At 61.2% G+C, this 11,697-nt stretch carries 11 protein-coding genes; 1 reads left to right on the top strand and 10 read right to left on the bottom strand.

Features of this window, described 5'->3' with window-relative positions; all coding sequences use genetic code 11:
• Positions 1-2: 2 nt before the first annotated feature.
• Together QNO10_RS14505 and QNO10_RS14510 are read right to left on the bottom strand one after the other, a co-directional pair.
• Positions 3-1,097, bottom strand: a complete 1,095-nt coding sequence (locus tag QNO10_RS14505) for a glycosyl hydrolase family 28-related protein (protein ID WP_229945893.1) — start codon at positions 1,095-1,097, stop codon at positions 3-5.
• Between the two features lie 176 nt (positions 1,098-1,273).
• Positions 1,274-1,825: an ArsR/SmtB family transcription factor gene (locus QNO10_RS14510; RefSeq protein ID WP_229945891.1), complete on the bottom strand. Its 552-nt coding sequence runs from the start codon at positions 1,823-1,825 to the stop codon at positions 1,274-1,276.
• 61 nt (positions 1,826-1,886) lie between these two features.
• On the opposite strand from QNO10_RS14510, the gene QNO10_RS14515 reads away from it, so the two are divergent.
• Positions 1,887-3,176 carry an MFS transporter gene (locus tag QNO10_RS14515; protein WP_229945888.1) on the top strand — a complete coding sequence of 430 codons (1,290 nt, stop codon included), beginning with the start codon at positions 1,887-1,889 and terminating at the stop codon, positions 3,174-3,176.
• 2,064 nt (positions 3,177-5,240) lie between these two features.
• On the opposite strand, the gene QNO10_RS14520 is transcribed toward QNO10_RS14515, so the two are convergent.
• From QNO10_RS14520 to rpmH, 8 genes are all read right to left on the bottom strand, one after another.
• Complete coding sequence (locus QNO10_RS14520) at positions 5,241-6,653, bottom strand: ParB/RepB/Spo0J family partition protein (RefSeq protein WP_229945885.1); 1,413 nt, start codon at positions 6,651-6,653, stop codon at positions 5,241-5,243.
• A gap of 104 nt (positions 6,654-6,757) precedes the next feature.
• Positions 6,758-7,906, bottom strand: coding sequence for a ParA family protein (locus QNO10_RS14525; protein WP_283995852.1), 1,149 nt, complete (start codon positions 7,904-7,906; stop codon positions 6,758-6,760).
• A 120-nt stretch (positions 7,907-8,026) separates the two neighbouring features.
• Complete coding sequence (gene rsmG, locus QNO10_RS14530; protein WP_229945881.1) at positions 8,027-8,659, bottom strand: 16S rRNA (guanine(527)-N(7))-methyltransferase RsmG; 633 nt, start codon at positions 8,657-8,659, stop codon at positions 8,027-8,029.
• Between the two features lie 37 nt (positions 8,660-8,696).
• On the bottom strand, positions 8,697-9,242 hold the full coding sequence (locus tag QNO10_RS14535; protein ID WP_229945878.1) for a Jag family protein: 546 nt from the start codon (positions 9,240-9,242) through the stop codon (positions 8,697-8,699).
• Complete coding sequence (gene yidC / locus QNO10_RS14540; protein WP_229945876.1) at positions 9,239-10,201, bottom strand: membrane protein insertase YidC; 963 nt, start codon at positions 10,199-10,201, stop codon at positions 9,239-9,241. Before yidC ends, QNO10_RS14535 begins: the two co-directional genes overlap by 4 nt.
• A 9-nt stretch (positions 10,202-10,210) precedes the next feature.
• Entirely contained in the window at positions 10,211-10,582 is a 372-nt protein-coding gene (gene yidD / locus QNO10_RS14545) for a membrane protein insertion efficiency factor YidD (protein ID WP_229946641.1), read from the bottom strand.
• A 29-nt stretch (positions 10,583-10,611) separates the two neighbouring features.
• The gene (rnpA, locus tag QNO10_RS14550) at positions 10,612-10,959 is read right to left on the bottom strand and encodes a ribonuclease P protein component (protein ID WP_229945873.1); all 348 of its coding nucleotides are present in this window, start codon (positions 10,957-10,959) and stop codon (positions 10,612-10,614) included.
• 63 nt (positions 10,960-11,022) lie between these two features.
• The gene (gene rpmH, locus QNO10_RS14555) at positions 11,023-11,160 is read right to left on the bottom strand and encodes a 50S ribosomal protein L34 (protein ID WP_022892375.1); all 138 of its coding nucleotides are present in this window, start codon (positions 11,158-11,160) and stop codon (positions 11,023-11,025) included.
• Positions 11,161-11,697 lie beyond the last annotated feature (537 nt).

Here is an 11,697-nt window from a genome sequence, read left to right on the forward strand (position 1 = left end):
GGTCAGCAGCTGTACCCGAGGGAATCCACCCGGCTGCCGAAGCCCGGGTTGATCTGGAAGGCTCCGCTGCGGCAGGCCTTGTTGCCGCTGAGCACAACACCGGTGAGCTTGCCGAAGATATCAACGGACAGCCCTGGATTATCCTCGAAGCGGTTGTCCCGGACCTCCACGTTGGTGACCGGGCCTTTGCCCCCGTAGTAGCCGGTGACGAGGCCTCCGCTGGACCCCCAGAAGTGGTTTCCAACGATTGTGAGGTTATAGGCACCGGCCTTACCGACGGCGATCTGCATGGCGGACCCGTGGCGGCCGCCGCGCACCGTATTACCCAGATAGGCGACATCGTGGACAGGCTCGCCCATACTGTGCGCCACGAGACCGTCGTCGCCGTCGTCACCCGATCCCTGGTCCACCGTGTTGCCCTGCACAACGCCGAAGCTGGCGTCCAGGATGTGGATGCCGTCCAGCTGGTCGTACCTTCCGTTGGTGGAAACCGAGGTGGTGTTGTTTCGGATGCAGAAGCCGGAGCTGGCCACCACTGCGATGGAATAGGTGAACGGATTAACCGTCGTTACTTCCTCGACGACGACGTTGGTGGAGTACCGGACGTCGATCAGGTACTCGGTGAGCCGGTTTGGCATGTTTCCATCAAGGGTGTCGCCGCTGTGGTCCGCGGTCAGGTCCGAAATAGTCACCCCCGAGGCACCGTTCGTTGTGATCAGCGGGTGGCCGCCGAAGGGCCCCGTGCTCTCAAGAAACTGCGGTCCCGCCTTCAATCTGGTGGCACTGCCCGCTCCCTTGAGCGTCACGCCGTCGCGCAGGATGAGGGGACGGGAGAGGAGGTAGGTGCCTGCGGACAGCTGGACCACCTCCCCGCCCCGGCCCGAGGAAGCGTCAATGGCCGCCTGGATGGTCCCTGCCCAGTCCACCGTGGAATCTCCGCCCGGCGCTTCGACACGGCTGACAGTGGCAGCCGTACTTCCGGTAGCTACGCAACTCATGGCCGTACTCCCTTCCACGGCGGTCTCGGCCTGTGCGGGCACGCCGAGGAAACTTGACGCGAGAACCATGGCGGCCACGCGTGAAAACGAGCGCTTCATGAGCCTCAGTGTAGGGGCCGCTGCCGAATAGGTCGCCCGTAATTCCGTTGCAGTCTTTCCTTGCTGCCTCGGGATCCCTGCGGGCGGCACCAAAAGCCGTTTCACGTGAAACAACCCCGACGCCCAGTGCTGCATGCGTCCCAGGTTCGCGGGTACGGCGCGGCGCTCGGGTGGGGCTAAGTGGCGGTGGTGTTTGTAGGTTCTGCCCCGGGCCGGCCCTCGGGATGGACGGCCAGAAAGAGCGAGTAGTGGGTGCTGCCCTCAGGGGGCTTTTCCGCTTCGAATTCGTCGAACAGGTTCTGGACGCGTTCGAGGAGCCTTGCGTGTCCTTCTTCGGTCAGGCGTATGCCTAACCGGGATATCGTGACCTGCTCCGATGCGGGAACCTGCCCGACCTCGGAGACAAAAGCGCCAATCATCGCGCTGCGCATCTGGGCATCGCGGCTATCCAGATTCAGCTGCCACGACTTGCCCGTCGCCCGGTACGGAATCTCATATGCACCGCTCGGCCCGGACCTTGCCTCCTGCGGTTCCAGGAAACCTGCCGACACGAGCTTGCGGACGTGAAAGAGCACCGTGGCCGGATTGCTGTCGAGCCGGGTCGCGATCTCCTTGTTGGTCAGCTCCTCGTTGAGGCAGAGACGCAGAATGCGAACCCGTATCGCCGAGGCAAGGGCTTTCGCCTCTTCCTCACTCGCTGACCGCCGAGGGGCACCGCCGCTCTCCATGGGTGCAGAGTACCAGAGGGGGCTATTGACAAATGTCAATCGATTGCCCAAAGTCAACCACATGACCGACGAAGATGGTGCCGAAGGGCAAGCGCAAGCAGGGGTCCTCCAGGATCGTGACTTCCGCTTCCTGCTGGATTCCACCTCGCTGAGTCAGATTGGGCAGCAGATTTCAGGCCTCGCACTGCCGCTGGTAGCGGTGGTTTCGCTGACAGCCACAGAGTTCGAAGTGGGACTCCTCTCCGCCATGAGCACTGTTGCGTTCCTATTGATCGGCCTGCCCGCCGGCGTCTGGGTTGATCGGCTGCGGTACCGGCGGATACTCATCGTCTCGGATCTGATCCGGGCAGTGGTCCTGCTGACTATTCCGACCGCCTGGTGGCTTGGCGTCTTGACCGTCTGGCAGCTCTACGCTGTGGCTCTGGTTATGGGTGTCTTCAGCGTCTTCTTCGACGTGGCCTACCAAAGTTATCTCCCTCGGCTCATAGGGAGGGAGCGTCTAGTCGAGGGAAATGCCAAGCTGGAGACAGTGCACTCTGTCGCCCAGCTGGGCGGCCCGGTTGCAGCCGGCCAGCTCATCGCCTGGCTAACGGCTCCCGTTGCCCTGGCATTCGATGCCGTCGCCATGGGTTTGTCCGCGCTGTTCGTTGGATGCATGCGTTACCAACAGCCCAAGCCCGACGCAGGTGCGCGGTCGCCGCTGGCAGCCGATATCGCTGAGGGCCTGCGTTTCGTCCTTGGCAACCCGCTGCTTCGGGCGATCGCCGGTTCCACAGCATTATTCAACCTCGCCTTCGCGGCCTACATGGCCATGCTTGTGTTCTTCCTGCCGCGTGATGTTGGCCTGGGTGCCCAGCAGATCGGAATCGTCTTCTCACTACTGGGTGTCGGCGGCCTGGCCGGTGCCCTCGCTACGAGGCGTTTGACCCTGTGGTTGGGCGAAGGGCCAGCCATCTGGCTGTCCACCGCCACAACGGCGCCCTTTGCCCTCCTGATGCCGGCGGCGGCCGACGGCGGATGGTCGGTCTGGCTCGGCGCGTCCGGCCTCGCCGTGGCCGGGTTCGGCATAGTCGTTTACAACGTGACTCAAGTAAGCTTCCGTCAGCGGCTGACCCCTGACCACCTGTTGGGCCGTATGAACGCCACCATGCGCTTCCTAATCTGGGGAACACAGCCAATCGGGGCGGTGATAGGTGGCTTCCTTGGTCAGCTGTATGGGGCAGAGGCTGCTCTCTGGATCGCGGGGACGGTTGCCTGCATGGCCTTCTTGCCTGTTGTCCTGTCGCCCCTGCGCAGGATGCGCCGTCTGCCCGATGGACACACCGCTGTAGCCACCCCTCCTCCCGCTTAGGCTGGTGCATGGCCTGGGCCGTGTACAGCCCTGTGGGCCCCTATGTCCCTACGTAAGCGCGCCAGAGACAGCGCTGACCCGCAGCACCGTTTCACGTGAAACAGCTACACACCGGGCGCCCAGCTGCACTGAAGTCGAACCTTGCCGCCTTTGCTGAGTCGAGCACAATCTCCCCAGGCAGAGCACTAGGGGGATTCGTTTCACGTGAAACAGTGGACGATAACGGTGCCTGTCGGGTCCGTACGCCATTTTCGAAGAAGCAGTCGATGTATCGCCAGCACCGCGACAGTGCGTCGACCGCAACCGCCAACGTCCGCCGCTATGTCGCTATCTCGCCATCTCGCCATCTCGCCATCTCGCCATCTCGCCATCAACTTTAGCCATTGCCCATGCCAGGCAGCGAAGCGCCTCCTGGAGGTCGGCAGTGTTTCGGCCTGGAAACCGACGGTGTTTCACGTGAAACCGGCTGGCCTTCCGAGTCGCCTCCGCGCCTCGTGACCCAGCATGAAGATGCAACCAGCCCGCTGCATCAGTTCCAATGGGGCCTTCGGCAACAGCTGCACCAGTTCTGCGCATCCATCTCACATGGTGGTGTGCGGTTTCACGTGAAACACCGTCAGCGAACTGGAAGCACTCCTGCAACCGTGCAGCTCTGACGCAGGATGGCTAGGTGATCGGTCAGGAACGCCCCTAGTCGCTTGGATTGACCCAAATCGTTTGGCTTTAGGGCGGCTTCTTCCGCAATCGCGGTATAGCTAATTGGCTACACGACCTGCAAGGACGTGCTCATTCACTGGATACCGGGATAAATGCGCGGGCTCATAAGCGCGAACCCTGCGGCATGAACCGTTGCCGAGCCGGCGGTCCAAGCACAAAGCACAGGAAAGACACACCTCCGTCTTGACTGTCGCTAACGGTACCGAACCTATGATCCGCACTGTTTCACGTGAAACAGCGAAGCTCGTCCTGTGGTCGGGAACTGTCATCTTGACGGACTAGGGACTCCTCGATTCCTTTTCCTTCTCGAGACTCTTCAGGGCCCTCACACAGGATCTCCACATCAATAAAACGGCCGTCCGGTTTCACCCTTTCCCGACGGCGAAAAAATGCGAAATCTAGCGGCCTAGCGCAGATAACCAAAACGGTCCGGTTGTGTACCAGGTCTGTCTGATTGCTGGCTTGTCGTACACCGGTGGCCACCCCGGGACGGTAGGTAGAGGCCCTGCGGAGCTGGGGTTATGGGGAGCGTTAGCCCCAAGAGCCTCTGGACCCGCGCGGTGCCGGTGTGTTCGCCTCAGCACCCGTCGGTGTCCGGCCGACATCAGTACCTTGGTAAAGAAGGGCAGCGGGCATGTTTCACGTGAAACCAATGCGGGCCAGGCTGGTGTGGCGTATGGGCTTGGGTAAGGAGGGGTAGGGTGCGCTGGTTCACGCGAAACCGATGCAGTGGCATCGATGCGGCATAAGGACAAGGGTACGCGCTGTAACAGCGTCGGTGTTTCACGTGAAACCACCAAGCAATCGCTGTACCTAAGCGGCGGACGGTCCGATTTCGGCGCCCACGCACCCAGCGGTATCCAGCTCGTGCAGCGAGGTGGACTGTTTCACGTGAAACAGTGTGTCCTTAAGCTCTGCAGCTCGCCGCAGACGAGAAGTCGCCTCGACTAGGCCAGAGGGAACAAACTAGCTCCGGAGTGCGGCCGTTGTTATGGCGACTAGCGGTGGAGACGGGAAGTTGCCCCCGCGCCGTTCTGACCGGCCGATCGGCCGACCGCCCGGGAGGGACGAATCCCAGGCCTCCACTGAACGACTCAGAGTTCTATTACCGCGTACGGGCCGCTATTACGTTTAACAACTCCTACCGACAGTCAACGTCGCTTTAGAGCGTGATAGTCGAGGGCTACAACCCGAACTGGGATGAACGACCGTCGGTCCATCCGCGACAGCTGCACCGGAATGACCTTTGCCACCGGTGACTACGAAGCGCAGGACACCCCTGAAGACAAGAAGGGCCGGTGTTTCACGTGAAACACCGGCCCTCCAATCCAGCACAGACTTCCCGATTTACTCGCCAGGTGCCGAGAGGACGCCCATAATCCGGTTCAGATCGTCAACGCTGGCGAATTCGATGCTGACCTTGCCCTTCCGGGCACCCAGGGTGATCTTGACGTTTGTATCCAACCGATCGGAAAGCGAGGTCGCCAAGTAATCCAAACGCTCGTGGCGGGCGCCGATCTTCGGCTTAGCCGTCTTCGCCGGCTTCCGGATCCCATCAGCCAGTGAAACGATTTCTTCCGTGGCCCGCACGGAAAGACCCTCGGCCACGATCTTTTGGGCCAACTTCTCCATCTCCGCTGGGTCGCCGAGTCCAAGGAGCGCACGCGCGTGCCCAGCTGACAGAACCCCCGCGGCCAGACGGCGCTGGACCAAAGGAGGCAGCTTCATCAACCGCAGTGTGTTGGTTACCTGCGGTCGTGAGCGTCCAATTCGATCGGCGAGCTCCTCGTGCGAGCACTCGAAATCGTCCAGAAGTTGCTGGTAGGCAGCCGCCTCTTCCAGCGGATTCAGCTGACTACGGTGCAGGTTCTCCAGAAGGGCATCGCGGAGCAGATCGACGTCCTGGGTGGAACGGATAATCGCGGGAACGAAATCAAGTCCAGCGGCTCGGGATGCACGCCAGCGGCGTTCACCCATAACCAGCTCATACGGGTGTTCTGCATCTGACTCGGGAGAGGGACGCACCACGATTGGCTGCAGTACACCGATTTCGCGGATCGAGTGTACAAGCTCGGCCATATCGTCTTCATCGAAGACGGACCGTGGCTGTTTCCGGTTGGGATGGATCGAGTCGATGGGGAGTTCGGCGAACGTGGCCCCGGGAACCTCAACGAGGCCTCCCGTATCTGGGGCGGCCGGCGATGTTTCACGGGAAACATCGTCGATCACGGTGGCTGCATCCGGCGTCTGGTCACTGGCCCCAGCCGATGCTGCAGGTGCGGCCTCCTCTGCCTCAGGCCCGCCTGCTGCGGGGTCAGTGGCGGCGATCTGCGCCTGCTCCCCATCCTTGCTGCCGGCGTCCTTCACGGGCTTCCTGGAGGCGGGGGCTGGAGCATCCGCACCGGTTCCTGACGGCCCGGCAGTCAAACTTTCAGCTTCAGCGATGGCGGCATTCTCCTGAGAATCCGCCTGCGAGTCCTTACCAGTGCGCATGTCGGCGTTGGCGACAGAGGAACGGTTCATCGAACTTCGCGTAGTGGACTTCTTCGCAGGTCCCCGGAGCGCATCCTTGTTAATGCCTGCGCCCTTGCGGGGGCCGGAGCTGCTGGCGCGGGGCTCATCGGCTGCGGCGAAAAACAAATCAACCGGGCGTCCTGATGCCGTGCCGACCTGGTTAGGGCTTGAGGTTTCCACAGGCTCGGCACTGCTAGGGATCAAAGCTCCCAGACCGCGGCCTAAACCACGACGCTTCTCGGCCATGGGTAAGTCCTTCCCTTATGCCAGCAACAAGCGGCACGGATTGATTGTGAGAGTATTCTAAGGCGCGAAACCACCGATGGCAGCCGCACCGCGCCGGGGCGTCCCTAGGCGCGCTGGGCTATCTCGGCTGCAGCTTCCAGGTAGGACAGGGCGCCGGTCGAGGAGGGGTCGTATGTCATGACCGTCTGCTGGTAGCTCGGTGCCTCTGAAATGCGTACCGACCGCGGGACGACGGCGCGGAGAACCTGCTCCGGGAAATGTTCGCGCACCTCGGCCGCGACCTGTGCCGCGAGGTTCGTCCTACCGTCGTACATGGTCAGCAGAATCGTGGAAACAACCAGATCCGCGTTCAGATGCTTCTGAATCATCTCGATGTTCTTGAGCAGCTGGCTCAAACCTTCGAGTGCGTAGTACTCGCACTGGATCGGAATGAGGACTTCCCTGGCTGCGACGAAGGCGTTAACGGTCAGCAGTCCCAGGCTCGGCGGGCAGTCAATGAAAATGTAATCGAGCCGCTCCAGCCCCTGCTTTTCGCGCTCTGCAGCGTAGACGTCGATCGCGCGGCGCAGGCGCTGTTCGCGGGCCACAAGGGAGACCAGTTCGATCTCTGCCCCGGCCAGGTGAATGGTTGCAGGTGCGCAGATGAGGTTGTTAATGTCCGGGCATGGCGCAATAACGTTGGCCAGCGGGAGGTCATCAATCAGCACGTCGTAAATACTCTCGACCTCTGCGCGATGGTCAATGCCGAGGGCGGTCGATGCGTTTCCCTGCGGGTCGATATCGATAACCAGAACGTTCTGCCCCGCGGTGGCCAGCGCAGCAGCAAGGTTTACCGTGGTGGTGGTCTTACCAACCCCACCCTTCTGGTTGCTCACCGTCATGACCCGCGTTTCCGGTGGACGTGGCAGTACGCGCCCACGCAACTTATCGCGGCGCCGGTTTTCACTGGCTAGTTCCCGGGCCAGGGGGGTGCTCTCGTCCATCAAGTCCATAACATCTACCGATGTTGACGCAGGAGCGGCTTCATCGGATACACCACCTTCGATAGCTTGGGGGGTCGGCACTTGTACGGCGCTGCTTTCAGTCCGGGCGGGTTGCAGCGGCTCAGCAGACCCCGTTTCACGTGAAACGGCGTCGGGTGCTCGCTTGGCCACAACCTTTTGCGGTTGCTTTCTGCCGAAAGAGGTGGACAAGGCCGATCCAAGTGCGGCGAAAGGAGGAATTCTTCTTGCGGCAGAATCGCGCACACTCACCTGGTCATGCTCACTTTCCAACATAAAGCGTTAAGGCATTGGTCCATCTAGACTATCCGCTCCCCGGCTATTACCCGGGATCATCACGGGTGTGTGCATGCTACGCGAATGTCAGACACCTCACCCTACGGTTATGCGCACCACCGTTGTCGGTTCTTCCAGCAGATCCCCACCCACCGTCACCACGGCGGTATCCCGCCCGCCCAGCTTCCGGATCGCCTTCGCTGCCTTCTGCACTTCTTCCTCGGCGCTGCGTCCCTTAATCGCCAGGACCTGTCCCTTCCCGTGCAGGAGCGGTACGGTCAACCCGGCCAGTCCACCGAGCGCGGAGACCGCCCTCGCCGTTGCCACGTCTACATTGACCTCGGCGACTACCTGCTCAGCCCGCCCCCGGATCACACGGACGTTGTCCAGCTCTAGGTCCGAGATGACTTCATTCAGCCAGATCACCCGCCGCTCAAGCGGTTCGATGAGCGTGATGGCAATGTCAGGGCGGGCGATAGCCAGGCATAGACCCGGCAGGCCTGCTCCGCTGCCGACGTCGGCCACGGTTGCGTTCGCGGGGATCAGCTCCGCCACTACGGCGCAATTGAGTACGTGCCGGCTCCAGAGCCGCGGAACCTCCCGCGGCCCGAGCAGGCCCCGCTCCATTCCCGAGGTCGCCAGGTGCTCGACGTACCTGCGTGCCAGGTCGAGGCGGTCACCGAAGATCGCCTGGGCGGCGTCCAATTCTGCGGGCGTTGTGTCAACCACTTACTTGTTATTCCTTCTCTGCACTGCGTTGGGGGAACTAAGACGCAGGCAGGGAAACGACGATGTGACGGTCTGCGCCTTCACCTTCGGATTCACTGACCAGACCGAGTTCAGCCACGGCGTCGTGGACGATCTTGCGCTCATAAGCACTCATGGGATCCAGAGCCACTTCCTGGCCGGTGTCCTTGGCACGAACAGCTGCTTCCTCCGCAATGGACTGCAGCTGCCCGCCGCGTTCTTCACGGTAGCCGGTGATGTCCAGGACAAGCCTGGAACGGTTTTCCGTGGCCGTCAGTACCGACAGCCTCGTGAGTTCCTGCAATGCCTCCAGAACCTCACCGTCACGTCCCACCAGCGCCTGGAGAGCGGTGTCGTCACCTTCTTCGGAGACGATGGAGATGTAGGTGCGCCCGTTGCGGACCTCGATGTCGATATCCCCGTCTATGTCGGCGATATCCAGGAGCTCCTCGAGATAGTCCGCGGCGACATCTCCCTCTTCCTCCAGCCGGCCGGTGCGCCCCTGAACAGGTTCCGCAGCCTCCTCAACGGGGACTACGGAATCATCAATGTGCTCAGTGCTCATCTTCTTTTCCTGTTCTTCCGCTGGGGCTGGGTGCGCTGGCCTTTCGGTACCGCCGGTACTTCCACGGGCGTTTCGCCCTTCTTCTCTCCGAGCAACGGCGCCATCGGCAGGCCCTTGCGGGCACGGCGCTCAGCCAATGCCTTAGCCGCCGGCGATCCCGGGGTAGGCATCCGCCGGATCACGAAGAACTGCTGTCCCATGGTCCACAGGTTCGTGGTTGTCCAGTAGATGAGGACGCCAATGGGGAAGTTGATGCCGCCTACGCCGAAGACGATGGGCAGTACGTACAACATCATCTTCTGCTGGCGCATGAAGGGGCTGGCGAGGGCCTCCTCGGACATGTTCTTGGACATGATCTGCTTCTGGGTGATGAACTGCGAAGCGGTCATGGCCAGAATCATGATGATGGAGAGCACTACAACCGAGAGGTGGCCCTCGTCCCCGAAGCCGTGCAGCAGCGAGGAAGAGAGGGGGGCCCCAAGAATGGTCGCCTCATCGAACTGCTGGATGGCGCTGTGGGAAAGTGCTCCCTGGCCCTCACCCCGGGCATTGGATGTGGAGATTCCGTTCAGCACCTGGAACAGGGCGAAGAAGAACGGCATCTGCACAAGCATGGGGAGGCAGGCAGCGAACGGGTTGGTCCCATGCTTCTTGTACAGGGCCATCTGTTCCTGCGTCATTGCCTGACGGGAGAGCTGGTCGGTCTTGCCCTTGTACTTCTGCTGCAGCTTGCGCAGGTCCGGCTGCAGTGACTGCATGCCGCGCTGTGCCTTGATCTGCTTGACGAAGACCGGAATCAACGCGGCGCGGATCACGATCACCAGGCCGATGATGGACAACGTCCACGTCCAACCGGATGCGGCATCCATCCCGAGGAAAACGAATCCCTCGTGGAAGACCCACATGATCCATGACACTACCCACTTAAAGGGGAACAGTATCGTCTCGAAGAAACCCATTTACACTCCTCAGGCCGCCGAGCGGCTGTCTTCGTCAGCTGGAATCACGGGGTGATTCAGCACAATGATCCTCGGGACCTTCGTTGAGTCCCAAATCCGGTGTCCATCAGGTACGTGATCCACGCCGCCGCCATTCCAGGGGTGGCAGCGTATCAGCCGTCGGAAAGCCAGCCAGGAGCCTTTAACGGCTCCGTGGACGGTAACTGCTTCGAGGGCATAGGCGGAACACGAAGGGAAAAATCGGCAAACCTGGCCGTACAGCGGTGAAACGGCCTTCCGGTATGCCTTCAGCAGGCCGATGAGGATCAGGCGGGGGAGGTCCCATAGAAAAAGGGCAACGGCGATCAAGGCCCTCAACGGATGTGATCCGGAGTCCCTCATCGCTGGCTCATCCTCCCTGCCTGGCATGTCTAACGCTGCGAAAGTTTGGCTATACAAGCGTTCAAAGCGCTGTGATAGTCGGCGCTGAGTACGGACCACGACGCCGAGGCTGAGGCAGGAAGAGCCCTCACCACCACGTCCAGTCCGGTCGGGTGGACTATCAGTGACTGCGCTGCCGCTTCCCTCAGTCTTCTCTTAACGAGGTTGCGTGTCACCGCGTTCCCGACGGATTTGGCCACGATGAAGCCTATGCGGCTCGGCTGGTCGCCCGTAGGAACCGCATATAGCACTACGTTCCGGCGCCCACTTCGGGCACCGGAACGTACAGTACGAGAAAAATCCGCCGATACCCTTACCCGGTTCCTCACGGCCAACATTGGGACCACCTGGAATCCGGGACAGAGCTGCTAAGTGGCAGCATCGGCAAACTTTGAGGTTATTTAGGCCGACAGTTCGGTACGGCCCTTGCCACGGCGTGCGGAAAGGATGGCACGGCCGGCACGGGTACGCATGCGAAGGCGGAAGCCGTGCTTCTTGGCACGACGGCGGTTATTCGGCTGAAAAGTCCGCTTGCTCACGGTAGTTACTCCAAGACAATCTTGAGTCGCGCCGGCACTTGTTGCGACAAGGGGGAAGAACAAGCGGCGCTTTTTTCATGTGTCTGTCTGTACTCGCCCGGACCTGGACCCTGATTTCCAGAACCCCTGCAGGGCATGTGTGAGTACAGATAGCAGACACAAAGGACTACTCAACGTTAGGTGAGTAAGGGGCACCAGTCAAACCGAGGCACTGCCCGGCTTCGAAGCCTCAGCACCACGGGTGGTCCACCGTCCGGAAACAGGGTGCCGATCCAGCTCTCTTCAGGCTGTGTACCCAGATTTTTCAACAGCTGTGGACAACTGCTGTGGGTATCCATCCGCCGCAGGTCCTGTGAGACGGCCGACAGCCCCCGGATTCGGCGGATTTCCAGCTACCACCACGCGAAATCATCCTTTAGGCTTGGCGACGGGTACTTTATCCACTATCTGTGCATAACTCTGTGGATGAAGTACCAGGGATCCCCGCCGGGGTCCTTGGTTTTCTTAGACAGCCGCAAGGCGTCATGAGAGGTTTTT

The organism is Arthrobacter sp. zg-Y919 (assembly GCF_030142045.1).
Classification (GTDB): Bacteria; Actinomycetota; Actinomycetes; order Actinomycetales; family Micrococcaceae; genus Arthrobacter_B.

Coding starts and splice junctions, on each gene's coding strand:
- QNO10_RS14520 (WP_229945885.1), bottom strand. CDS start 6,653: ATGGCCGAGAAGCGTCGTGGTTTAGGCCGCGGTCTGGGAGCTTTGATC.
- QNO10_RS14505 (WP_229945893.1), bottom strand. CDS start 1,097: ATGAAGCGCTCGTTTTCACGCGTGGCCGCCATGGTTCTCGCGTCAAGT.
- QNO10_RS14510 (WP_229945891.1), bottom strand. CDS start 1,825: ATGGAGAGCGGCGGTGCCCCTCGGCGGTCAGCGAGTGAGGAAGAGGCG.
- rnpA (WP_229945873.1), bottom strand. CDS start 10,959: ATGTTGGCCGTGAGGAACCGGGTAAGGGTATCGGCGGATTTTTCTCGT.
- QNO10_RS14515 (WP_229945888.1), top strand. CDS start 1,887: ATGACCGACGAAGATGGTGCCGAAGGGCAAGCGCAAGCAGGGGTCCTC.
- yidD (WP_229946641.1), bottom strand. CDS start 10,582: ATGAGGGACTCCGGATCACATCCGTTGAGGGCCTTGATCGCCGTTGCC.
- QNO10_RS14535 (WP_229945878.1), bottom strand. CDS start 9,242: ATGAGCACTGAGCACATTGATGATTCCGTAGTCCCCGTTGAGGAGGCT.
- yidC (WP_229945876.1), bottom strand. CDS start 10,201: ATGGGTTTCTTCGAGACGATACTGTTCCCCTTTAAGTGGGTAGTGTCA.